This window comes from Sulfitobacter brevis, assembly GCF_900112755.1.
GTDB classification, from domain to species: Bacteria; Pseudomonadota; Alphaproteobacteria; order Rhodobacterales; family Rhodobacteraceae; genus Sulfitobacter; species Sulfitobacter brevis.
In genome coordinates this window covers 1-23,712 of record NZ_FOMW01000009.1, presented here as the reverse complement: position 1 = coordinate 23,712, position 23,712 = coordinate 1, and the positions used below count along the sequence as shown (strand labels likewise).

At 53.7% G+C, this 23,712-nt stretch carries 16 protein-coding genes and 4 pseudogenes; 10 read left to right on the top strand and 10 right to left on the bottom strand.

Going from position 1 to position 23,712, the window contains the following annotated elements:
- Nucleotides 1-2: 2 nt before the first annotated feature.
- On the top strand, nucleotides 3-743 hold the full coding sequence (locus BM174_RS12930) for an SDR family oxidoreductase (protein WP_093924281.1): 741 nt from the start codon (nucleotides 3-5) through the stop codon (nucleotides 741-743).
- An 8-nt stretch (nucleotides 744-751) separates the two neighbouring features.
- On the top strand, nucleotides 752-1,186 hold the full coding sequence (locus tag BM174_RS12925; protein WP_177209479.1) for a hypothetical protein: 435 nt from the start codon (nucleotides 752-754) through the stop codon (nucleotides 1,184-1,186).
- 4 nt (nucleotides 1,187-1,190) lie between these two features.
- Here the strand turns inward: BM174_RS12925 and BM174_RS12920 are convergent, their stop codons facing one another.
- Entirely contained in the window at nucleotides 1,191-1,988 is a 798-nt protein-coding gene (locus tag BM174_RS12920) for a transglycosylase SLT domain-containing protein (protein WP_245766364.1), read from the bottom strand.
- A 256-nt stretch (nucleotides 1,989-2,244) separates the two neighbouring features.
- Here BM174_RS12920 and BM174_RS12915 point away from each other — a divergent pair, with 256 nt between their 5' ends.
- The 4 genes from BM174_RS12915 to BM174_RS21420 all read left to right on the top strand — a co-directional run bounded on the left by BM174_RS12915 (nucleotide 2,245) and on the right by BM174_RS21420 (nucleotide 6,443).
- Nucleotides 2,245-3,546, top strand: a complete 1,302-nt coding sequence (locus tag BM174_RS12915; RefSeq protein ID WP_245766363.1) for a hypothetical protein — start codon at nucleotides 2,245-2,247, stop codon at nucleotides 3,544-3,546.
- A 170-nt stretch (nucleotides 3,547-3,716) separates the two neighbouring features.
- Nucleotides 3,717-5,228, top strand: coding sequence for an Asp-tRNA(Asn)/Glu-tRNA(Gln) amidotransferase subunit GatB (gatB, locus tag BM174_RS12910; protein ID WP_093924279.1), 1,512 nt, complete (start codon nucleotides 3,717-3,719; stop codon nucleotides 5,226-5,228).
- Nucleotides 5,229-5,311: 83 nt separating this feature from the next.
- Complete coding sequence (locus tag BM174_RS12905) at nucleotides 5,312-5,779, top strand: thioesterase family protein (RefSeq protein WP_093924278.1); 468 nt, start codon at nucleotides 5,312-5,314, stop codon at nucleotides 5,777-5,779.
- A gap of 91 nt (nucleotides 5,780-5,870) precedes the next feature.
- The gene (locus BM174_RS21420) at nucleotides 5,871-6,443 is read left to right on the top strand and encodes a DUF4177 domain-containing protein (RefSeq protein WP_245766362.1); all 573 of its coding nucleotides are present in this window, start codon (nucleotides 5,871-5,873) and stop codon (nucleotides 6,441-6,443) included.
- Between the two features lie 12 nt (nucleotides 6,444-6,455).
- Here the strand turns inward: BM174_RS21420 and BM174_RS12895 are convergent, their stop codons facing one another.
- Nucleotides 6,456-6,713 (bottom strand): BolA family protein, encoded by a 258-nt coding sequence (locus BM174_RS12895; RefSeq protein ID WP_093924277.1) that lies wholly within the window; start codon nucleotides 6,711-6,713, stop codon nucleotides 6,456-6,458.
- Nucleotides 6,714-6,786: 73 nt separating this feature from the next.
- Here BM174_RS12895 and BM174_RS12890 point away from each other — a divergent pair, with 73 nt between their 5' ends.
- Nucleotides 6,787-7,413, top strand: a complete 627-nt coding sequence (locus BM174_RS12890; protein WP_093924276.1) for a J domain-containing protein — start codon at nucleotides 6,787-6,789, stop codon at nucleotides 7,411-7,413.
- A 140-nt stretch (nucleotides 7,414-7,553) separates the two neighbouring features.
- The gene (locus tag BM174_RS12885; RefSeq protein WP_093924275.1) at nucleotides 7,554-8,966 is read left to right on the top strand and encodes a pyridoxal phosphate-dependent decarboxylase family protein; all 1,413 of its coding nucleotides are present in this window, start codon (nucleotides 7,554-7,556) and stop codon (nucleotides 8,964-8,966) included.
- Between the two features lie 83 nt (nucleotides 8,967-9,049).
- Here BM174_RS12885 and BM174_RS12880 read toward each other — a convergent pair whose 3' ends face one another.
- From BM174_RS12880 to BM174_RS12855, 6 genes and pseudogenes are all read right to left on the bottom strand, one after another.
- A complete protein-coding gene (locus BM174_RS12880; RefSeq protein ID WP_093924274.1) occupies nucleotides 9,050-9,925 on the bottom strand; it encodes a hypothetical protein in 876 nt (291 codons plus the stop codon).
- 769 nt (nucleotides 9,926-10,694) lie between these two features.
- The gene (locus BM174_RS12875) at nucleotides 10,695-12,095 is read right to left on the bottom strand and encodes a hypothetical protein (protein ID WP_093924273.1); all 1,401 of its coding nucleotides are present in this window, start codon (nucleotides 12,093-12,095) and stop codon (nucleotides 10,695-10,697) included.
- A gap of 337 nt (nucleotides 12,096-12,432) precedes the next feature.
- A complete protein-coding gene (locus BM174_RS12870; RefSeq protein WP_218152934.1) occupies nucleotides 12,433-15,708 on the bottom strand; it encodes a DEAD/DEAH box helicase family protein in 3,276 nt (1,091 codons plus the stop codon).
- Nucleotides 15,709-15,749: 41 nt separating this feature from the next.
- Nucleotides 15,750-16,805 (bottom strand): DNA methyltransferase, encoded by a 1,056-nt coding sequence (locus BM174_RS21600; protein ID WP_143092458.1) that lies wholly within the window; start codon nucleotides 16,803-16,805, stop codon nucleotides 15,750-15,752.
- A 134-nt stretch (nucleotides 16,806-16,939) separates the two neighbouring features.
- Nucleotides 16,940-17,575: pseudogene (locus tag BM174_RS21595) on the bottom strand (DNA methyltransferase); the annotation flags it as partial.
- 1,556 nt (nucleotides 17,576-19,131) lie between these two features.
- Nucleotides 19,132-20,307: pseudogene (locus tag BM174_RS12855) on the bottom strand (IS3 family transposase); the annotation flags it as partial.
- 44 nt (nucleotides 20,308-20,351) lie between these two features.
- Between BM174_RS12855 and BM174_RS12845 the strand changes: the two are divergent.
- Nucleotides 20,352-21,593, top strand: a pseudogene (locus tag BM174_RS12845) (IS3 family transposase).
- Nucleotides 21,594-21,619: 26 nt separating this feature from the next.
- Here the strand turns inward: BM174_RS12845 and BM174_RS20825 are convergent.
- Nucleotides 21,620-21,935, bottom strand: a pseudogene (locus tag BM174_RS20825) (transposase); the annotation flags it as partial.
- A 445-nt stretch (nucleotides 21,936-22,380) separates the two neighbouring features.
- On the opposite strand from BM174_RS20825, the gene BM174_RS12830 reads away from it, so the two are divergent.
- Entirely contained in the window at nucleotides 22,381-22,998 is a 618-nt protein-coding gene (locus BM174_RS12830; RefSeq protein WP_093924266.1) for a DUF7673 family protein, read from the top strand.
- Nucleotides 22,999-23,410: 412 nt separating this feature from the next.
- Here the strand turns inward: BM174_RS12830 and BM174_RS12825 are convergent.
- A partial coding sequence (locus BM174_RS12825) for an IS3 family transposase (RefSeq protein ID WP_143092456.1) occupies nucleotides 23,411-23,712 on the bottom strand: 302 nt, incomplete at its 5' end.

Below are 23,712 nucleotides of genomic sequence, written 5' to 3'. Positions count from 1 at the left end.
CCATGCGCCCTGTCCTTTTGATTACCGGTGCGTCCAGTGGCATTGGTGCCGCTTGTGCACGACTAGCGGCGACACGTGGCTATGATCTGGTGCTCAATTATCGCAGCAATCATGCGTTGGCCGATGCCGTTGGTCGCGACGCCGAGATGGCGGGCGCGCGCGTGCTGCTCTGTCAGGCCGATGTCGCCGATCCTGACGCAATCACCGATATGTTCGCGCAGATCGATGTGGAGTTTGGCCAACTGGATGCGCTGATCAACAACGCAGGTATCGTGGATGTCGCAGTACCCGTGACGGAGCTTACCCACGCACGGCTGCGGCGGATGTTTGATACCAACGTCATCGGCGCAATTCTGGTGGCGGGCGAAGCAGTCAGCCGGATGCAGGCGCAGGGCGATGACGGTGCGATCGTGAACATCTCCTCGGCGGCGGCACGGTTGGGATCGGCGCATGAATATGTCGATTACGCGGCCTCAAAAGCGGCAATTGATACCTTTACCAAAGGCTTGGCCGATGCAGTAGCCGCAGAAGGCATCCGCGTGATGTCCCTGCGCCCCGGCGTGATCGAAACCGACATTCACGCCAAAGGCGGTGAACCTGGCCGCGCACTGCGGGTGGCGGCCAAGGTGCCAATGCAACGCGCTGGCAGTGCTATTGAGGTCGCCAACGCGGCGCTGTGGCTGCTGTCAGACGAGGCAAGCTACGTCACCGGATCGACCCTTGACGTCTCGGGCGGACGATAGCGCGGCAAGTGGCAGCTGACTTCGTCTTTGAATGTGAAGCGCGCAACTGGCGCACGGGCATCATCGTTGCGGTGATCTGGCTGATGCTGGCGGCGGCGTGGCTCTGGTTCGACGCGGCGTGGTGGGTCTTGGGCTTTCTAGGCCTCTTCACCCTGCCCGCGATCTATGATCTCGCGCGAAATCCTGCCAGCGGGCTGACGCTGACGAACGACCAACTGACATGGCATTCCGGACGCCGCCGTGCCGACGTGGCGCTGGCAGAAGTGGACCACATCCGCCTTGATACACGGCTGGATTTCTCGGTCCGCGCTACGGTGGTGACCAGAACAGGGCGCAAAATCCGCCTGCCGTTTGAATGCACGCCACCGCACCGTGCGTTTGAGAGCGCGCTTCAAGATCACGGTCTCGCCGTACAACGCCACCACTTTCAGCTTTTACAATAGATGCTTAGGGCCGAACCTTCGGCCGTGTCTCGTTAAGGGGTTTGCAATAGCTCTGGCGGCGCAGCCAGCGGGCCATGTCCTGCCGCTTGGGCGCGCTGTGCATTGGGCCCCAATCTGCCGTCACGCCGCGCCCGCGCCCGCCGCTATAGCCATGGATCACCCCGTCACGCGGCACGGTATGGGCCAGAATGCGTACAGCACAGCTCAGGTTCGCCGCGCCGTTCTTAAGCGCCTCACCGGTCCCGACGTTGCATTTATAACCCCGTGCCGTACCGGGCAAAATCTGCAACAATCCGTACCAACGCCCGCCGCCCCCGACTGCCCAAGGCTTATAGGTGCTTTCATGCTTGGCAAGCGATGACATGAACCCCACCCAAAAGGCACGGCGGTCCGCGTCAGAGCCGGTTTTATAGGCGGGACACCAGTTCTCAATATCGCGCGGCACCATATCGACCAAAGGTTTGCCATGTGCCTTGAGCGCCGAGATCGCCGCACGGGTCCAGATCACATGCCCGCCCATATGTTGCCAGCGTGTGCGCGGCACATCACCCGAACGCGCAGGTGGGCGAATTGTCGTGGTGAATCGCGGCGTGCGGGTTGTCAGGTCGGCGTCTGTGTCAGGTATATTCGCGGGCGCTGTCATCGCCGCCTCAAGAAGAATTTCAGGCGTCTCGACAAACGGATCGGCCTTGGGACGGGCCAGCACATCGGGCCGCGCTGTCGGGCGTAACAGCGTTTCCACATCGGCATGCGCCAGCGCTGACACACAGGCCAGCATTCCTCCAAGGACCAAGTTTTTCATCGGCGCACTATGTTTAAGATTTGGATTAGTTTGCAAGCAATACCGATTCCTTGTGCCCGTATCAGCGACAATCATCCGACCGTCGCTCCATTAGCCACGCCTGCGCGACGATCAGCCCCGCAAGCCACCGCATTGTGGCAAAACGCTTTTTCCGGCTCCAAGAGTTCCGCGATATCTTCTCAGCACCGCCACGGTTGTGCCCCAAACGACTCCGATACCTAGATGAAAGAAAATAGAGCAGCGATCGGACATACCTATGAAAGCAATGCGCACCTTCTTACAGCGCCACCTGCCCGGACGAAAAGCCGAGCCCGTGCAGAGCTCGATCATCGGCCAATGCGACGCGGCACTGGCGATTCCGCTGCAACGCCGCACCCCGTCCGGCAGCGCCAGCGTCTCCGAGCGAGCCGCCATGCTGCGCATCACCTGCCCTGACCCCACTGCCGAAGACAAGCTGCGCGACATGCATCTGTTATCTGCGCAAAAACTGGTGCGTCAAGAAAAGTGGAAAGAGCTTTCCAAGCTAATCCGCAAGGCCGATGATGCCCGCGCTCTGACGCCCGGTTCGATGTCTGTCGCCGAGTTGATGGCCTACGGCGCGCGTGCCGATGTGGTCTTGGCAGTGGAACATGCATTGATTGACGGCAAGCCCGCCCGAGACGCGCCGCTGCTGGAAGGCATCGAAGCCCTGGAGCATGTGCTGGCCGATCACCCGAATGATTACATCATTGCCGCAATCGTGGCCCAGTCCCATATCGACATTGGCTGGGCGTGGCGCGGCAACGGCTGGGATACCGAAGTCCCGACCCGCAACCGTGACGCATTTGAAGCGCATTTCGACCGCGCCAGTGATATTCTGGCTCCCTATTGCGCGAGCGAGATGCGCTCCCCGCTGCTGGCATCGACTTATTGTGCCTTGCTCGGCGGCAGTGATCACGTTGCAGGCCGTGTTGCCGATAAATACGAGGCGCTGATTGACCTGAACCCTGCCAACCCGCGGGCGATGCGTGCGATGGGCAACCATCTGCTACCCCGGTGGTTTGGCAGCTATGAGGCACTGGAGCTTGAGGCACGGCGCACGGCGTCGCGGACCCAAGACACATGGGGTGCAGGCGGCTATACATGGGTGATGTTTGACGCCATCGCCTGCGACGATAAAGCCTGCGCCAACCTTGATGTACCGTTCTTTGTCGAGGGGTTGCGCGACATCCTCGCCCGCCGCTGCGATCCCTATACCACCAACCTGCTGGCAGCCTATTGCGCCAATTCTATCGGGCAGGCTTTTTCAGGCAATGACGAGGCCGATCAGAACCGCGCCGAGATTGCCGCCTGCGCCCGCTGGATTATCCGCGAGCATCTGACAGAGTTGCACCCGATGATCTGGGCCCATGCCGCGCGCGGCTTTGACAATAACCTGCGGGTCCGTTCGCCCAACCGGTTTGCAGCATCGGGGCGCGATGATGCCATGCGGATCATCACCACATTGTTCCAGCGCGAAATCTCGGCTGGCAATCGGATTGTCTTTACCGATCACGGTCCGGTGGCGCAGGCAGGCTGAGGCCACCCGTATCTCACTGCCGTATTGGCCGGTCGCCCTAAGTCAGAGCGCACCGGCCAATAGCCATTGGCAAAATCACAGCTGTACCCCCTCAAGAAGTCGCCGAGCACTTGCGGCAAACCCTGCGCTGGCCTAAGACCGCTGCGACACTTTCCGCGCAGGAGCCCGCCATGCTTGATTTGACCTACGAGACCCCAAAACCCCGCGTCATCGCCGGTGCCAAACACGATTGGGAGCTGGTGATCGGGATGGAGGTCCACGCGCAGGTCGCCTCCAACGCAAAGCTGTTCTCGGGTGCCTCGACCAAATTCGGCGCAGAGCCCAATTCAAACGTGGCCTTTGTGGACGCCGCAATGCCGGGCATGCTGCCGGTCATCAACGAATATTGCATCGAACAGGCTGTGCGCACAGGGCTGGGCCTCAAGGCTCAGATCAACCTGAAGTCGGCGTTTGACCGCAAAAACTATTTCTACCCCGATCTGCCGCAGGGCTATCAGATTTCGCAGCTTTACCATCCGATTGTTGGCGAAGGCGAAGTCTTGGTCGAGCTTGGTGATGGCACCGCCCGTCTGGTGCGGGTCGAGCGTATTCATATGGAACAGGACGCAGGCAAATCGATCCATGACATGGATCCGTCGATGTCGTTTGTGGACCTGAACCGGACCGGCGTTTGCCTGATGGAAATCGTCTCGCAGCCCGATATCCGTGGCCCTGAAGAGGCCGCCGCCTATCTGGCCAAGCTGCGCCAGATTATGCGCTATTTGGGCACCTGTAACGGGGACATGCAGTCCGGCGCAATGCGGGCGGATGTGAACGTATCCATCTGCCGTGTTGGCCAATACGAGAAATATCAGGCAACGCAGGATTTCAGCCACCTCGGCACCCGCTGCGAGATTAAGAACATGAACTCCATGCGATTTATCCAGCAGGCCATCGAGGTCGAGGCCCGTCGTCAAATCGCGATTGTCGAGGGCGGTGGCACGGTTACTCAGGAAACCCGTTTGTTTGATCCCGACAAGCAGGAAACCCGCTCGATGCGGTCCAAAGAAGAAGCGCATGATTACCGCTATTTCCCCGACCCCGATCTGCTGCCACTGGAGATTGAGCAGGGATGGGTCGATACTATCGCGGCGAACCTTCCCGAACTTCCGGATGCCAAGAAGTCGCGTTTTATCAATGATTTCGGCCTTAGCGACTATGACGCTTCGGTGCTGACCGCTGATCTGGACTCGGCTGGCTATTTCGAAGCCGTGGCGCAGAGCCGCGATGGCAAAATGGCCGCGAACTGGGTGATCAATGAGTTGTTTGGCCGCCTGAAGAAAGACGAGCGCGACATCAGCGACAGCCCGGTGACGCCTGTGCAATTGGGCGGCGTTATCGATCTTATCGCCTCGGGCGCGATCTCGGGCAAGATCGCCAAGGACCTGTTCGAGATCGTCTATACCGAAGGCGGAGATCCGGCGCAGATCGTCGAAGCGCGTGGCATGAAGCAGGTCACCGACACCGGCGCGATTGAAAAGGCCGTGGACGAGATCATTGCCGCCAACCCCGATCAGGTCGCCAAAGCCCAAGCAAACCCCAAGCTGGCAGGCTGGTTTGTCGGTCAGGTGATCAAGGCGACGGGCGGCAAGGCCAACCCCAAGGCCGTCAACGACATCGTGGCGGCAAAGCTTAACGGCTGAGCCGCGCCGACCCGTCTATCAGGCCCCACCTCTGCGCAGTGCTGTGCCGCGGTGGGGGTCTCACTTAAAATCCGAGGTCGTCCATGCAATACCCCCTTCGCTCCACCCTGATGACGGTCCGCCCTGAGTGGATCGACTTTAACGGTCACCTCAACATGGCCTATTACAACGTGTTGTTTGACGAGGCGGTGGACGAGATTTACCCCACGCTCGGCTTTGGCCTTGCCTATCAAAAGACCGGATTCACCACCTATGTGGCGGAATTCCACGTCTGCTATCTGCGCGAGTTGCATGTGGACGACAAGGTCTATGCCACCTTCCATATCATTGATTGCGATGAGAAAAAGTTCCACTCCTATCAGGAGCTTTGGCATGAGGACGGCTGGCTCGCGGCGACCGCCGAAGGGCTGACCCTGCATGTTGACCAATCCGGCCCCAAAGTCGCACCGATGCCGGAAGCGATTGCCTCGAAGCTTGCCGCGCTAAAGGCTGCGCAGGCTGAACTGCCCGTGCCCGACCGCTTGGGCCGCCGCATCGGTCTCAAGCAGTAATTCGCGGATGCGCTCAAATCGGGTGCCGCAGCCTCTTTCGCCGGAGCGCGGGTTTTGATAGACCACCCTTCTTCCAGACTGAGAGTGCCTTATGCCGCGATATGAATACAAGATTGTCCCCGCGCCGAACCGTGGCCTGAAGGCCGATGGCGTCAAAGGCGCTGAAGCGCGTTTTTCTCATGCGCTTGAATGCCTTATGAACGATCTTTCATCCGAAGGTTGGGAGTATCAGCGCGCGGAAACCCTGCCCAGCATCGAGCGGTCCGGCCTAACCTCGACCACAACCGAATGGCGCAATGTTCTGGTGTTTCGCCGCCTGCATACCGCCCATGAGGACGCATTCGCCCCTGATCTGTTGCCTGCGCCCGCCAACATGCCGGAGCTGAGCGACAGCGATGCCGCGCAGATTGCCGCAAATGAAGATGCCGCGGCCGACGTTGGGGAAGCTCAAACGCTTGAGACTGAGACACCTGTATCCGACACGCTCGGAACCGAACCAGACGCGCAAGATGCAATGACCACGATCGACACCGAGACGTGGGTTACTGAACCGGACGCGGATAAGCAGCTCGACAACGGCGTCGAAGACACCACCAATATGGATGACGATGGGGCCCTGCGCGACTATGCCAAAGCCCGTGCCGCGCAGAAACCCGATAGCTGATGCAAAGTGCCGCTACTCCCCAAGATCCAGCGCCAGCGCGTGGATGCGGCCAATCAGGTCCTGTCCAAGTGCGGCGTGCACCGCTCGGTGGCGGGCCAGCCGGCTCATACCCTTGAACGCCTCTGACCTGATGCGCACGTTATAGTGGCTTTCGCCGCCCTCCTGGAACCCGCCATGCCCGCGGTGGCTTTCGCTGTCGTCCACCACCTCCAACTCACTGGGCGCAAATGCGTCGTTCAGTGCCGCTTCAATTTCGCTCGTTTTAGACATTTTTTTCAAAGCCCCCTTCAATCTCGCTCCACAGGGTCTAAAGTCACCTGCCTGAGTCGGAAAGGTCCCAACTATGCCAAAACCTGATCCCTTCGGATTCGACATGTCCGTGTCGACCTCGAAAAAGAAGAACCCCCGTGGTCGTCGGGGCATGTCGGGCGCGTCTGAAACATCGACGCGGCTGTGCGATCATGAAGACTGTCAGGAAGCAGGCAAGTTTCGTGCGCCCAAAGCGCCGGATGTGCTCGACGACTATTTCTGGTTCTGCCAGCAGCATGTGCGTGAATATAACCTCAAATGGAATTTCTTTGACGGCACCACCGAGGCCGAGCTGAACGCGCAGTTGACCAAAGACAAGGTCTGGGAACGGACAACCAAGCCGCTGGGCGACCCTGAGGCACGTGCTTGGGCCCGTTTGGGCATTGAGGATCCGCATCAGGTTTTGGGCAAGAATGCCACGCAGAACCCGGGCCGTGGACCGCAGGCCGGACGTCGCCTGCCCCCGACCGAGCGCCGCGCTGTCGAAATTCTGGAAGTTAAAGATACTTGGAGCAAGCCCGAAGTGCGCAAGGCCTACAAAGCGCTCATCAAGGTATTACACCCCGACATGAACGGCGGCGATCGCAGTCAGGAAGAGCAGCTTCAGGAAGTTGTCTGGGCTTGGGACCAGATTAAGGGCAGCCGTAACTTCAGAGATTAAGTTCCGTTCCCACACAGGCGTTCGTTCGGGCGATCTGCCCGCGCCGATTGTGGGGTCAAACGTTGCCTCAACCGGCACATGGCCCTGATGGAAACCACCCGCCCTGCGCAGTCCGCCGGGCAGCGCAGGCGAGGCCTAAGATGAACTGGGACGAATTCGAAAAGCACGGCGCAGATGCGGCGAAATGGGCAGCCGACTATCACGCAGGCCTGCGTGAGCGCCCCGTCAGGGCACAGACCAAGCCCGGCGATATCTTGGCCCAATTGCCGCTTTCGCCCCCGGATGCCCCGCAGCCGCTGGATGATATTCTCGGCGATCTTGAAACGACGATCATGCCGGGCATGACCCATTGGCAGCATCCGCGCTTCTTTGCATATTTCCCCGCCAATGCCGCGCCGGTGTCGGTCTTGGCTGAATATTATGTCAGCGCCATCGCCGCGCAATGCATGCTGTGGCAAACCTCCCCCGCCGCGACCGAGCTGGAAACCCGCGTTTGTGACTGGATGCGCCAGGCCATCGGCCTGCCCGAAGGATTTGCAGGCGTGATCCAGGACAGCGCCAGCACTGCGACGCTTTGTGCAGTGCTGACCATGCGCGAACGTACACTTGATTGGCAGGGCAATACCGCGGGTTTGGCGGGACAACCGACCTTGCGGATCTATACCTCAAGCGAGGTCCATACTTCGGTGGATCGTGCGATCTGGATCGCGGGGATAGGCGAGGCTAATCTGGTGCGCATCCCCACCGGTGGCGCCACCCGCGCCATGGATGCAGGCGCCCTGCGTGAGGCCATCACTGCCGACCGTGCCGCAGGCATGATCCCCGCAGGGATCATCTGCTGCGTCGGCGGCACCAGCAACGGCGCTGTGGACGACATCGCGGCTGTGATGGAGATAGCCCGCGCTGAGGGGCTCTATACCCATGTGGACGCGGCTTGGGCGGGTGCTGCGATGATCTGCCCCGAGCTTCAAACCCTCTGGAAAGGTGTCGAGGATGCCGACAGTGTGGTTCTGAACCCGCATAAATGGCTTGGCGCGCAGTTTGATTGCACAACGCATTTCCTGCGCGACCCGTCGAGCCTTGTGAAAACCTTGGCGATCCAGCCGGAATACCTCAAAACCCAAGGCGCTGACGGGATTGTCAACTATTCCGAATGGTCCGTGCCCTTGGGGCGGCGGTTCCGTGCGCTCAAACTATGGTTTCTGATCCGCGCCCATGGCCTTGATGGCCTACGTGAGATGATCCGCAATCATGTCTCTTGGGCTACAAACCTCGCGCAGAAGCTTGAGGGCACTCCTGATTTCGAGATTGTCACTGCGCCGATGCTGTCGCTCTTTACCTTCCGCTATGCGCCCGGGGGTACGGCTGACTGCGATGCGCTGAACCAGCGTTTGCTGGATGCAATCAATGCGGACGGGCGTATCTACCTGACTCAAACCCGCGTCGAGGGCGCCTTGGTGATCCGCTTTCAGGCGGGCGCATTTACCTGCACATCGGATGACGTCGATATCGCCTATGAAGTGATCTGCGAGATCGCCGCCCAGCTTTCATGAGCATCGGGCCCTGCCGGAGCGCTCCTGCAGGGCCCGATTAGATCTGCACAAGTATGCGATAGGCGTTAAACCCGCCTGCCCGCTTAGGGCAAAATTACGGTCACGCCGGGGATCTGCTGGATCAGCTCGACATCCTCGTCGTAAATATCGGTCAATTCCTCGACGAGCTCTTCGGTCCAGCCGGGCATATCGAGCTCTTCCTCGATCTCTTCTTCGAGCGCAAATTTATCCAGGAACGCGGCAATCACCCGACGTTTTTGCATCTCGGACATGTCAGGATGGGTATCGATATAGCTGCGAAACCGCATCATTCCCTCCTTGGACATGATCTGGTTCAACAAATCAAAGCCGCCGTGGATTTTCTCATCCGGCTCAAGGCCAGCAAGCTCGCGAATGATCTGAGACCAGATCAGCGGCGTATCTTCATTGCACCACAGCGTGATCGGAATTTGCGGCGCCGACTGGCGGATCGCCAGCACAGTCTCGGACCAACGTACATCGCTGGGCGCGCGGCCGCCCCAGAATTTGTCGTCTTCTTTTTCAAGCGCTTTATCGTACAGGATCGGCAGCAAGGACGCGGGGTTACGGATCGCTAGAAATATCCGAAGCTCGTCGGCCGCGAAGATCTGCCCCATGTGCATCATCCGCTTGGGCGCATCAGGGTACAGGACCCCTTCCCTCACGGCTGTGCCTTGCGTGCGGAAGAAGTTCGGATCTGACAGGATCACCCGCTCCGGCGTGGAATCATCAAGAATCATATCCAGCAGCACGTCGCGGGCGTTTTCTGCCGCAGGCTTGCGGTCCATCGCATTCAGCGTGTCGCGCATTAATGCACGAAAACTGGTCGGCCCCGGCACGGAGATCCCGCGCTGGACGAAATCATCTGTGTTGCGCAGCAGACATTTCAACAGCCGCTCTTCTTCGGTGTAATGGGCGCCTGTGTGCAAAACCAGCTGCATTTCTATCCGCTCTTGGGTTGTGTACGATGGCGCCTGAATAGCCGCTCTGACGGGGGGAGTAAAACTGCAAATAGCTGGGGTAAAACCGCATAATGACAGCACGGTAAAATTCTTGCCCCCGATGCTGCCGAGGCCACTTGCATCCGTTTCGATGATCTACTAAAGAACGGCCACGCGAACGCCTAAGATGGCCAAGCCCAAAACGCCAAGCGCGTTTGCCCCTATAGCTCAGCTGGTAGAGCAACTGATTTGTAATCAGTAGGTCCGCGGTTCTTCTCTTACCTGCACTGCGATACAGCTTAAACTTTACTGTTACTGTTACTGTATGAACATCGTTGCCATCTAAAGCAGTCTAGTGGTTTCCCCCTATCGACTTACAACAAACTTTTGTGCTCAATATGGACCCCTTCATGTTATTCACGTAGAATGCAAATCTTATATGTAAAAGGAAGAAGGAAATGGCGTTTTTCCGGAGGTCTGAATCGCATAGCCGCCATATAGTCTCACGACTTATTCCGCATTCGCGTCTGGTCTGACTGAGCAGAGTGGAGAACGTTCTGAGTGTGCACGGCGGCGTAGGAATCTGCTAAGAATGCGGAGCAATATTAGGTTAGGGGTTCTTCGCGCCTTGGAGCGAGCGGCCCTCATATAGCAAGCACGTTCCAAGGCGCATTGGCTGTTAGGCCAATTCAAATTGTTGTCTCGTTTTCCACAAGGGTATCAGCAAAGTGGATGTTTCAGTACATAAACCAGTTCCTCTTAAGGACAACTAGACCTGCTTTACGATAAATACACCAGTATCAATACCGCCGTTCTCTTCTATAAGTGCAATAAGTTGGTTTCGGATGTTATTGAGAGCATCCCTGTTTCCGTCGTGGTTGGCAGTGTGAATCCGCAAGAAGTTTTCAACATATTCCTGAAGCGAACCATCCTCCGATTTTTTAACGCTTTCAAAAGTCCTCGTCATAGACACAGTAAGTCTGGAAAATTCCTTCTCAACGGCGTGACTGGACGGAAGGCTATCTAATACCTTGAGCATTACTGGGATGCCGGTATTTACGCGGTAATAGTATACATTTCTCTCAGTTGAGATGTCGATATCATCAGGGTTTACGTATCCGAACGTCGCAGACATTCTTCGTAATCCAAAAAGGGCCGCGAAAAAGAGCTGATTGGCATCCTCAGATATTCTATTCATACCTCCTGTACCAACGAGGGCCTCTGGGTTTGAACCTAAATGAACGATTCCGCCAAAGTACTCCATGAATGCGTCAGTAATTGAATCGGCATCTAACGCACCTGCTTGAGCTCGCAAATATGCGGCAGTTTCGCGAGGATTCATTTGCGCGACTTGATCAAGCAAACGCTGAACCTTGGGACGATGATCCAGCCCATCTACAATAGAGGCATCCCATTCAGCGCTTTGGCTGCTATCTAATCTGGAATATTCGAGTAAGAAGCGCTCCTGGAGCTTGCTCGAGTGCGGCTTCCAATTCAACGACGCTGTATCGATTCCGGATGCTCCGCCATATGATTGGTAAAGCCGAAATAGGCCTGTTGAAATGCCCGAAAGTATCCCTGAGAGATGCAGCACCAGCGCTAACTCAGTAACAGCATTGCGGACCTGGGTTCGGGTGACATATGTCCGAGGCGGATAAACAGAGTTATCCGATTCTCCACAATCAGCTAGTTCGGCGAGAAGTCTATTAGTGTGCGACGATGCCATGGCTAGACCCGTGAGAATTGCGTCAGTTACCTGCCTAGCCGCTAGATCAACTTCCGAAGCGACAGGAGAAATAATACTACAAATTTCAATGGCTTTCTGATGCCGATCAATACGCATTTGCTCGGCCTGCTGTTTACCGGACTGCTTCGTTAACCGCAGTGCATTATTGGAGAGTTTAATCGCAACTAAAGAACCTGCGAACGCAACGGCCGATGACAAGATGAGGCCGAATGGAGCCGAGACTGCTTCGGTGTTTACCTTGATCCAAGACAAACTCGGACGAAGGCCGCCAAGTTCGCTTTCACTTTTCGCAATTAAGAACGCGACGAAGTACCACAAGAACAATAGCGATAGTACTACAAAGGCCGCTACCGTCAAATATTTGTAGAAGTCCAATAGACTATCGGGATCTTGAAACGAATCCGCACTATTATCGCTTGACATATTTATTTTGCACCAATTCGGGATTAGTAGTTGAGTATAATATCTACAACGATGACACGACGTGTCGAGTTTATCGTATACAGTACATTGCGAGGTCGTAGGTGCTCGAAGGCGTAGCGATTTTCAGGTAGACTTAAAAGCCTCAGCGTTTCCCGGGGTTGCTGACAAGCTTATTTTGCAACTAAACATAGTGCGAGACGAACCGGCTTAACAGACATTTCATTTCTAAGACGCATTACAGTCTCTCCCTTCCTCCGTTTGTTACCAAGCTATACCTTCGATACTAAGCTATACCAAAATAGCCAATTCAAAAGACCAGGTTGTGGCAAATGTGCCTTCATTCGGACGCAAGAATTCTACTAAACATCCCGCTCAAGTAATTTTGCTGCCCATCATCCATAAAGAGAACATGCTTTTCCTCGAGCTCCAACTTCGACGTTTGATATTGGATGTTTAGAAGGTTCGGATATGGGGTATCAGACAAAATGAAAGCGTTGAGTACAAGCGAACGATCCTCAAGTCCGCTCTCTAAGCTCCTAATTTCCTTAAATAAATTGAACTTTGCGTCACTGATAGAGAGCTGACGAATTCCCTTAGGATCGACGAGTGTCAACCACTGCTGACCGGTGCTATCGTCCACAACCCAAAGCAAAAAATCTGGATAGAAATTTCCTGCGGTTGCAAACCCAAGTCCCTTGCTCTGAACAGAGGGGTTACGAAGCAAAAACAGGCGTTTTCCATCCAAGATTGTGACGCCTTTTCGCGATTTGCAGAACTCTTCCAGATCCCTGACAAATCGAATTTCGCTCGGTGCATCAAAAGCCATGGGACGGAGCTCAAGCGGGATGTTTGAGCCTTTTTCCTTGGTTAAAAGAGGGTAATATAAGTGCTTCTCGAAACTGATGGCTACAACACCTTTGGCTGCCCAACCGGCAGCCGCAGCTATGTCTTTGGAAGCTACAAAGTTGCTCAATGCAACAATCTTGTCGTGATACATTCGTGCTTCGTCACTTCCTTCAAATTCTAGGGCGTACTTTTCTAATATTGCCGGGTGGTTTTCTTCCACGACAATCGCGTCATAGAACTCCCCCTCAAAGCCAGCCTTGATCGCGGCATAAAACCGGTCTGTAAATTCACACAAAAGTCGAATTAAAATCGCCTGCAGCGCTCTGACGTTTTCAAATGAATTGATCGACAAAACAAGGTCAGGTGCGATCAGTGTGTACCATTCGTTGTCCCCTTCGCAGAAAGACTTGATCTGGTCTTTCGATAGCCGGAGGTTGCTGTAACCGCGTAGGTCTTTGTGTCGTGCAAGGGCTTCAAAAATGGCGAACCAGTCGAAAAATGAGAATGCGTCTTTGCAAAGCTTACCTGAATTGCGGGCACTTGGCGCAGTAGCGCCTTCTCGAAAAGTAGTGTCCAATGCCTCAAGCCGAGGATATAAGTCTACAGTGACGTGTGGTTGCTTGATTTTTCCAGCCAGCGCTTGCGGGATCTCGTAGAGAGAAGGAAAGTGCTTTCGCTTGAACCCAACAGTGCCGTTTTCATCAAAACCATCGCGTAGTTTCAAGCTTTTAAGCTTCAGCCCCTTTGGCAAATTCTTTTGGGTCGGAAAATCCAAATGCAAGATTTCGTCGCTGGGGGTTACCCCTTCTTCTCTGAGGTAGTCCTTAAAACTAGCCATATAATTTGCGCGAACACCGAAAATATTTAACGTTTCCAGCTTCTCGATAAAAGCACTCTTAGGTCTCTCGTCAGGCAAAGACCGCTTTAGAGACATTCCTTGGCCTTTTAGCCTGACCCCACGACCGAACAACTGAACGATTTGCGAGCCTTCACCAGCGCCCATATTAAGGAGCCCCATTGTAGACACTCGCCAACTGGACCAGCCCTCCGTAAATTTTCGCGATCCAATCAAGATGTTTAACGGGCTCGTGTTCGAGTTTATGGCACCGAAAAACCCGCCGCCGAAATCATCGCTTTCAGTCTCAAATGTTGTTTCGTCGGCCGCAGTTTTAAAGAACCCAGCTGCGTTACCTATGTTTATTAGCGCAAATGGCTCTGAAGTTCCAACGCGCACAGCAAGCTCACCGTCTGTGGCCTTGAGATTAACCAGTTTCAAGCGCTGACGGGCTTCAGCATTAAACAGCCGCTTGAGAATATCCTTGTAAATATCTTCGGAATTTCTATGCATCAGTGGTACAAAGCGTTTCTCGAAGATATCTTGGCCCTTAGGATCTAAGAGCTGGGCATTCCCTTCAACCAGACTTCTGATCCGCTGAACTGATCCAGCTTCATCTCCCAAGAAACGCGCCAAAAACCGCAGCACTTCGAGTACATCACTATCTTCACCAGTGACCGTGTTGCCGACAAAAACCCAAAGCGGCTTGGCAATATTAAAAGCCGAAATTTCTTTTTTCTTTGTCTCCCACAACCAGAGCTGCTGATAGTAGCTTAACAAGCATGCCGTAAAATATAGGTCGCCGTTTTCATTATAGGCATCCTCGCGCAGGTTCAGGATCAACGAATCCTTACCGTAACCATCAGCGTAAAAATACTTGTAACTGTAGTCTATCAAGACGGCCTTGGCGTAGGCTTCCCGCACTGCCGCAATCTTCGCTCTTGCGCGGTCATCCGATGTCAGGACAATCTCGGCCTGTTCGGCTTCAGTTAATTGGCGATAGGTCTTTCCAAACTGAAGCTTGGCCTTGGCATTGAGAACATCAACTTCTGCCTTTAAAATGGTTTTACCCTTCGCAACAGACTGACTGAATGTTGCGCTATACTCAAATGCAAAGCCACCCTCGACAAGCGCGGCGCGCCGCGCCATCCATGCGCCACCCGCACTACCAGTTCCGCGGTGGCCTTCATCGACAAGTACAAGGTTATCCCCAGCAAACGCACTCACTGCAACGGTCTTTTCACCCGTGTCGTCGGCCAGCTTGTTAACGTCGATCACATCGACACGACCGCGATACATACCGCTCGTTTCGTTTTTGTCGAAAAGTTGGGCACTTATCCCGGACTCGCGAAATTCCTCCACATGTTGTACTGATAGTCCCTCGTTCGGGGTCAGCAGAATGATGCGGTCTGGATAAGAGTTGGCGGCTTCCGCTTGGTAGTAATGCAAGTACTGCTTGATGTTCACATGAAGCAACAATGTCTTCCCGCTGCCAGTAGCATTCCAGAACGCCAGCTTATTCAGATCATCGGCGGTATAATTGCGAAACGGTTCGGCGCCCTTCTCCTCATGATACGCAGACATTGCGACATTTAGCCCGTCCAGAAGCGCCTGACGCCTGTTGAAATACCAGTCCAAATAGATCTCGCTAAACAGCAGAGACAGGTACTGAAAATATTTCATTGTTAGTACTGCGCCAGCTGTGCGGTTGCGCTTCTTGGTGATCGCCTGCCAGTGCGTGACGATGTGAAGATCATAGCGGCGCAGATCAGCTGCGCTGACTTGGTCAGGGTCGACAAGCATATGCTCTAACTGATTGAAAAACCCGGTCTGTCCTTCTGCTCGGATATCTTCATGGAATATGTCACCCAACCGTCCCTTCAATGCGGACAGCGAACCTCCCTCAAAGTGGCTGAGCATCCAGCGGTTCAAGACCAGCTCTGTATGAAACGACCGTTTTGGAGCCTTCGCCATTATACGTCGTCCACGTTAAACATTGCGTCCAGAAACACGGGTTCGATCCGGCGGAGGGTCATCCGTTCTGTCACGTCTTCACCATTTTCTTTTGTCACCAAAATGTCGGGAACGTTGTGGTCGCCGTTCACATAGATGAGGTCATAGTCTTTTTGACCGGGGACAAGTCCCAGACCGTCAAATAGAGCTGGCAGATCATTATAGCCAATAACTTCGCAGTCACGCCACACAACCATCGTGCGCTCGCCTGACGGGAGCGTGCCTGTGACATGCGCATATCCCTTGTCCATTTTGAGATCTACGGCGCCGACACGCAATCCGATTAGATAGCTGAACGTCTCAATCAGATCGACTTTGCGGGTTTTAAACGCGCCTGCGCTGTCTACCGCAATCTTAAGGGCATAATCGAAAGGTTTGAGAAAATCATCAATCGACAAGAGCGAATTTTTAGATTCCACATCCAACATATAACGCATCAGATAATTATCTTTGGCTTCTTTCTTGAAGCCGTTGAGAAAATTCTCCTGGTCATCCGTGCGTTCAAAAATCAAATTGTTAAGTACGTCTTCGTAGCTTTCTATTTTCAGGATTTTGAATAAGTGACTAATTCCTGTTTCAGGTGCGATTGGTTTAGCTTCACGCCAACCTTTCGAATAAACAACCTTCATGACTCTAGGCTTTAATACTGTTTCAAAGTATTTGCCTTGCTCGATCAAAACATATTTCCGTTTGCCATGATCCTTGCGATTGAGCTCAATCACAGCATGGGCTGTAGTTCCTGAACCGGCAAAAAAATCTAACGTTGTCATTTCACGTGAAGCGCCGCCTCCGACATATATAGCGTCCGAAACGGTATAGAGTGACTTAGGGTAGGAAAAGGTTTTCCCGGTAAAATAATCTTTTAGTAGGTTAGAGCCATGCTCTGTCGCCGAATGCTTGGCGTCTGCCCAGGTCGATACAGAAACAACACCAGCAGCATTTGGCCGCCTCTTGTAGTATACATAGTCTTTTCCGGATCGATCCCTGCGGACGGCAAGCTGGCCAAGCGAAGCCATGACGGTATCCCCCTCCCACCTCCACGTTTTTTCAATATTTCCATCGTTTTTGGCCATACACTTAGTTCGCCTTGCTTTAAGCTCTCCAGAATGCGCCACTGGTCTTCATCCTCTACCCATTCCATTTCAGGAACTCTTATCGTATCTCCGGCAAGATAGATCGGATAGTAAAGACGGCTTCTCGCAGACCGATCAGAGTTAGACCCTTCCCTCCTCAGGTTTCGCCATTCAAACGGTCCGTCGTCATCTAGTTGATTAAACCTTGCTCGTTGGGCATCAGTTGGGGGCAACCTCCCAATGTTTGATTTGTCAGAAGTACCTGCCGCAATCATGTATTCATGAGAGACAGAGTAGCCGGTTTTTGTCGGGCGGCCTGACGGGTTCGAACGAATGGAGAAACTTCCCAGAGATTTTTCGAAAAGATTGTCAATCAATATGCTCAATTCTCGATATTGAGCATCATCAATCGCCGCAAGTAGAACACCTTCGCTGTTAAGGAGCATCCGTCCAGCACGCAATCGGGAATCCATAAGCGCCAGCCAACTAGAGGATTTGTATCCGTTCTTATAGTCAATAGCGGAAGCGTCCGTGTTGTAAGGCGGATCAATATATACGCACTTCACTTGGTCGCGATACCGTTCTTGCAGTAGGGTCAGCGCCTGAAAATTGTCTCCGTGAACTAATAGTCCATCCGTGGCCGCATCTAAATTTGGCAGCGCTCGCAACAACTCCGCCTTAAAAGAAGCGTCAAACAGTTCAGTATCGACCATTAAGGATTTGTGCGCTTTCAGATCATCAACTGAACCTGCCTTCGCATTCTCACGCATCCCAAGATTGTGCCACTGGGCCCATTGCGCATCATTGGCGGCAATGGCCGCATATAGCGCCTCTGGCACCCGGTCTATCGTCACGCAGTACTCTGCTGCCACCACGAATTTCCGCTTGAGCCAGAGCTTTTTCTGAAAGTCTTCAATGTTGGCCAAAAAAGTGATCAAATCCTGCGCAACCGCGCGCAGGCACTGAATCATCCGCAGGTTCTTTTCAATCGCAGCAAAAGCTTCGGCATTCTGCAGATCGTCGAGGTGCATTACTTCGTTCTTGATGTAGAAATCCAACTCCCGCCGGAGGAAGGACCCCAAATCCTTGTGGATGAAGTAGTCGGCCGTATTTTTCTGTGTGTAGTCGGCAAGGTGTTTTTCCAACAGTGTACGCTGCGGCTTTTTCTCGGTCGGTGCACGCGACGCCAAGCCAACCCACTTGGTTTTGATTGCATCGTCGGCCAACACTGAAGCAACAGCCTCCTCAACTAGCTTCTCTTGTTTAGTACCCTTTGGAGTCGTGGCATAATTAAACTTGATGACCAGTTCGCCATTCTCGATACTGACTGGAACTGTCGCCTCTTCAAAAGCTTCGCCATCATCACCTAATCGCGCGACCGTCTGCGCGTCGGCCAGCATGAAACGGCGGTCTTTGTCATTATCCTTGCGATTGTCTTTTGCTGTGTCGGCCGCAGCCAAACGAAAGTGGACACTACGCCCATCGTCCAGCTTAAAGGTGTAGTTTGAAAAGCTCTCACCACTCTTTATGTAATATTGGTCTCGATTGGCCCAATGCAGCACGACTTCTTCGCCGGAATATGGGACCGCATAGGTGTCACCCTTGTACCGTCGCTGGCTAATGAAATCACCCTTATCATAGTAACGCGAAAAGAAGGTCAACAGGTGTGAGAATACCTGGTTTTCATACTCGGCCGCGCCAGTTGAAGCAGACGCAAGATCACGCTTCAACTGTTTGACCTTGGGTGAGTCCGCTGGATCAATGCCCGCATCCTCAGCCCCTTTCTCGGCCTTTGCTAGTGCGGTCTTGATGACTTTCATGTTGTCAGAAGCCCCGGAGGTCAGAGCTTCGGCAATATGTTCTTTGAGACGTTTAGAAAGATAGTCGTCGATCTCGTCGGCGCGCGCGTTGAGCACACGATAGACCCCGAAATCGAGGTCAGGACGGTCGATCTGGAAAATTTCGCGCAGCTTCTCCACGAGGTTTTCGTACTTACTCATATCGATTCAATCCCTTCTCTTTCAGAGTTGCTTATAGCGTCTGAAATAAATAGAAAAACAGGCAAACGACTCGGGAATCGATGCATCACAAAGAGGGACATAGTCTCCTACGACTGACGTAGATGCATGCGTTCCGGTCTTCGATGCCGAAATACTGAGCTACTCCCCATTAGTTGGACAGTATTCGGCGTAAATTGTCCGTCGTCAGGGTTTTTGGGACCAACGGCGGCCTAAACTAAGAGAGAGTTCGGCTCATCTGGTTGGTTTGATTATGCGGCGCGTTGTCTGTGATGCAAGCGTCGCGTTTCGAGTGTCTTTCGTTTGATCCTTTCCCTTTGCTGTAGAATGGCTTTGTCCCGTCCAAAGTAGACGTCGGCGGGTGTGACGTTGTTCAGGCCCTCGTGGTAACGCTGATGATTGTAATGATCGACGAAGGCTTCGATTTGCGCTTCGAGGTCACCCGGCAGGAAGTAGTTTTCCAGCAAGATGCGGTTCTTCAATGTCTGGTGCCACCGCTCAATCTTGCCCTGCGTTTGGGGATGATACGGCGCACCGCGCGAGTGCTTCATGCCCTTGTCTTTCAACCATTCTGCCAAGTCGCCTGAGACATAGCTGGATCCATTATCACTGAGCAGACGTGGCTTATGGACGACATGGACCTGATCGCAGCCAGACGCCTGTAATGCGAGGTCCAATGTGTCTGTTACATCCTGGGCCCGCATGTTGGTGCAGAGCTTCCAAGAGACGATGTAGCGGCTGTAGTCGTCGAGAACCGTGCTGAAGTAAAACCAACCCCAGCCGAGGACCTTGATATATGTGAAGTCAGTTTGCCAAAGCTGGTTGATGGCTGTCGTCTTGTCTTTGAATTCACTCGCGGCCTTGAGCACGATGAACGCCGGGCTGGTAATCAGGTCCTGCGCCTTGAGCACGCGATACACAGTAGATTCAGAGACCAAATAGCGCTCTTGATCTGTAAACGTCATTGCCAGTTCGCGGGGCGACAGCTCTGTCTCTATCAAGGCGAAGTCGACGACTTTGCGCTTCACGTCATCGGGCACGCGGTTCCAAACGTGTTTAGGCTTGGGAGATTGATCCTGCAATCCGGCCTCGCCACGCTGCAGATATCGGTCGTACCAGCGATAGAACGTGGTGGGGGGATGCCCAATTTGGCCAGCGTCAGGCGCGCTGGCAGGTGGCTTTCTTCGACCAGCCGGATGATCTCTAACTTTTCAGGTGCCGCCCTCTCATCGCTGTAAACAGCGACTGCCGGGTAGTAGATACCTCATTCGTGGTCGCCCCCATCTCCCAGCAGGCTTTTTTTTAAGCAAGCGAAGTTCCAGCGTTTGTTCCGCCACAACTTCCTTCAGGTCACGGGCTTCGCGGCGAAGGTCCTTCACCTCGTCAGTGTTTGCGGCACGAGCCTGACCTGCCCCCCGAAACTTCCCTCAGTTTAATGTAGAGTTTGCTCAACCTTCGAAGGAGCAAACAAATGCGACAGAGCCGTTTTACTGAAGCCCAAATTATCGGAATGATCAAAGAACAAGAAGCTGGGATGCCGACAGCTGAGGTGTGCCGCAGGCATGGCCTCAGCCCTGCGTCGTTCTACAAGTTCAAAGCCAAGTATGGCGGCATGCATTGCACGGCAGGGTATCGCGTAGCGATGTCCCGAGAGTGAACGTTTCTGATACCCACCGCCTTAAATCGCTGAAAGATGAGAACGCTAAGCTGAAGCGCCTGCTGGCCGACACGATGCTCGATAATGTTGTGTTGAAAGATTTGCTGGGAAAGAGCTGACGACACCGAATGTGCGACAGGCTGCAGCACGCAAGGCAATGCGGGATCACGACATCTCGCAACGTCGGGCGTGTAGGCTTGTCGGTGTCGATCCCAAGACTGTCCGGCGTGATCGGCCGCCGGATAATCCAGAAGTTCGCGAAGAGATGAAAGCGATTGCCAGCAAGCGGCGTCGGTTCGGTTATCGCCGGATCGGCGTGCTTCTGGAACGCAAAGGAATGATCATGAACCACAAAAAGCTGTATCGGCTTTATACTGACGAAAAGCTGGGCGTCAGGCGGCGAAGGGGCCGCAAGCGCGCACGTGGGTCGCGCACGCCCATGCCGGTGGCCTTGCGGCCAGGTGAACGTTGGTCGCTGGATTTTGTGTCTGATACGTTTGGTGCGTCACGCAAGTTCCGCATGCTGGCTGTAAACGACGATTGTTGCCGCGAGAACCTCTGCTTGGTGGCTGACACCAGCATCTCGGGCGCTCGTGTCGCGCGGGAACTTGACGCGCTTGTCCGTATTTATGGAAAGCCTGCCTGCATTGTCAGTGATAACGGCACGGAGTTTACCAGTCGTGCGATCCTAAAATGGGCCGGTGATAACGACGTTGATTGGCATTACATCGACCCCGGCAAACCCCAGCAGAATGCCTTCATAGAAAGCTTCAATGGCAGCCTGCGACCCTCTCGGCAGATTGCTTTGCAATCACCTGCCGGGCAATGGACGAGCTGTTGAATGAGGAAATCTTCGATACGTTGGATGACGCCCGTCGTAAGCTGGCACTCTGGCGATACGACTACAACAACGTCAGGCCGCACTCATCGCTTGGGAACCAAACACCGGCAGAAGCGCGTCGAGCGCTTGAGCAATTTGAGGGCTCCGCGCACGACGCGCTTGCCCAAACTGACGACGAAGAATATGAAACCCAGACCCGCAAACTCTCGTTATGAATAAGGGAGCCTCGGGGGGCAGGTCAAGCCGTATCGCCTGCCAAACGCCGTTTGCCAGCCTCTATGAAGTCCCCTCTCATGCATGTAAACATGCACTGCCGGGCAGTGCTTGGACCATTTGTAATAGATGCCTTGAGAGATGCCCTCACGACGGCAGAGCTCGGCAATGCTGTCTTCGCCACGCAGGCCATCCAGCACGATCCGGATCTTCTCTTCGGATGAATAATGTTTGCGCCCCTCTCATCGATACTGCGTATCGACTGCCGGGCAGCGGTGCGCCCGTTTGATGTCTTTGACGATCTTCTCGCCAGGGCTTTTGCGTGTTTCAGTTGCCTGTCTCATCGGCCACTCCTCAGTGGTTATGATGAGCCAACAATACTCTCTTATCAAATAACGCTATTTGGACCCATAAGCGCTGACGTCAGACACCAACACGATGTTGATCCGGGAACTAGCCCGAGGTGCCCAGCGGGGGTACGCATTCCTTCGTATCAATTCACCAACGCAACCCTTCCGATCTATAGAGATATATCTTTTCAAACAACGCAGAGCGTCATCGGTGCGGGCCAAGCCTCTGTCTCCGCAATCCTTTGTATTTTGACCCCCTAATCCTTTCTGTGGCCGTTTCGTGAAGGATAAGCTCGCTGATCGTCTTCCTCTATCCTATCCTTCACTTCCACTCACCCCTCACTATGTTGACAATTTATCCTTATAATTCAATTGTTTACGAATCACCTTCAATCTGCTAGTTGAGGCCTCCAGAGTAGAGATAGAGGCCCGACTAACTATGACCATCGATGAAAATGTTAGAAAACTGCTGTTGGCCGCCTTCAGTGGAACTGCTTGCAGCAAAGTGTGTCGAGACACTTTACTAGCAGCATTTGACCCGACCGTTTATGAGATCAGCGTGGGTGAACTTTGGCATCTAGATCAAGAAATGCGTAAGGCTGCACTGGACGTATTATCCTATCGACTTCTAGATAGTAAAAGCATCGAGAGCTTGATCGTGCCCAATCAAGTTCTGAAACTGAAGAACGATTGGATTAATGACAACCCTTGGTACAGCAAGACCAAGAAACGAGAGCACGCCACAGAAAGTGATCAGTTCATTACGAAGCAGGTCAGCACCCAACGCTTCAAGAAGCCTGCTTCCACCGAAAGACTTCACATTTCGTGCCATTACGACGCAAAGATTTGTCTTACAGATAGTTTTAAAGAAGCGACAGATCGGTATTGGCATGTTTGCGATGCGGTCGAACGAGCGGTAGATCCATCAAAGCTTGGTCTGCAAGGTGACGAAGTCAATTACCTTAACAGCGCTTATATCCAAGCTCGCATGATAGAAAAATCAATACAGAATGAGGAGTTTAACTGCTGGGTTCAGGCCAGAGAACAATCTTTTTAACTAATTTTTTTATGACGAATATGAATTTACACCTATTAAACGGAGGGGGATCACCGAATGAAGAATTTCACAAAACTTCAGTACAAGGAAGGCAAGTATACTAAATTCTGATTAATTGACGACGAGGGATTCTTCGTACCGCAATTCGATATTTTCGTCACCCATATGCTGAATAGAAGGTTCGCTGCGGCCACACTCAAGAGATATAGCGAGGTCGTTTCGGTGTTCTTGGACTACTTAGTTGAGTGCGATGTTTTTGGACAGCCTTGTTCACGTCGGGAAATTCAAGAAGCCGTAGAAGGCTATCTCCCTGCTCGAGCGCGTCGTAGTGGAAGCCCTGCTCACAATCGATCTCAAGAGATCGTCCAGCAGCTTGGTCTTGTCGCGCCTACGTTCCGGTCTCTCAACTCATTTATGCGGCCTTTCGCTCGAAAGCCAAGGGGCTCTTGCCGCCGAGCGATGAGTGGCGACGGCGGGGGTTATAAAAGCCGTTAATGTATTGGAATATCGCGCCCTCGACCTGACGGCGTGTTTCCCAACGGTTGCGCCAGATCAGCTCAGCCTTAATGGATTTGAAGAACGCTTCCACCATGGAATTGTCGTAACAATTGCCCTTGCCGCTCATCGAAACCTTGAAGCCGTGCTTTGACAAGCGACGTTGATACTCGTTGGAACAATATTGCGACCCGCGATCCGTATGATGAATGCACCCTT

Coding starts and splice junctions, on each gene's coding strand:
- BM174_RS12905 (WP_093924278.1), top strand. CDS start 5,312: ATGCAATACCCCCTTCGCTCCACCCTGATGACGGTCCGCCCTGAGTGG.
- BM174_RS21420 (WP_245766362.1), top strand. CDS start 5,871: ATGCCGCGATATGAATACAAGATTGTCCCCGCGCCGAACCGTGGCCTG.
- BM174_RS12890 (WP_093924276.1), top strand. CDS start 6,787: ATGCCAAAACCTGATCCCTTCGGATTCGACATGTCCGTGTCGACCTCG.
- BM174_RS21600 (WP_143092458.1), bottom strand. CDS start 16,805: ATGGCTTCGCTTGGCCAGCTTGCCGTCCGCAGGGATCGATCCGGAAAA.
- BM174_RS12885 (WP_093924275.1), top strand. CDS start 7,554: ATGAACTGGGACGAATTCGAAAAGCACGGCGCAGATGCGGCGAAATGG.
- BM174_RS12895 (WP_093924277.1), bottom strand. CDS start 6,713: ATGTCTAAAACGAGCGAAATTGAAGCGGCACTGAACGACGCATTTGCG.
- BM174_RS12830 (WP_093924266.1), top strand. CDS start 22,381: ATGACCATCGATGAAAATGTTAGAAAACTGCTGTTGGCCGCCTTCAGT.
- gatB (WP_093924279.1), top strand. CDS start 3,717: ATGCTTGATTTGACCTACGAGACCCCAAAACCCCGCGTCATCGCCGGT.
- BM174_RS12915 (WP_245766363.1), top strand. CDS start 2,245: ATGAAAGCAATGCGCACCTTCTTACAGCGCCACCTGCCCGGACGAAAA.
- BM174_RS12930 (WP_093924281.1), top strand. CDS start 3: ATGCGCCCTGTCCTTTTGATTACCGGTGCGTCCAGTGGCATTGGTGCC.
- BM174_RS12880 (WP_093924274.1), bottom strand. CDS start 9,925: ATGCAGCTGGTTTTGCACACAGGCGCCCATTACACCGAAGAAGAGCGG.
- BM174_RS12920 (WP_245766364.1), bottom strand. CDS start 1,988: ATGAAAAACTTGGTCCTTGGAGGAATGCTGGCCTGTGTGTCAGCGCTG.
- BM174_RS12875 (WP_093924273.1), bottom strand. CDS start 12,095: ATGTCAAGCGATAATAGTGCGGATTCGTTTCAAGATCCCGATAGTCTA.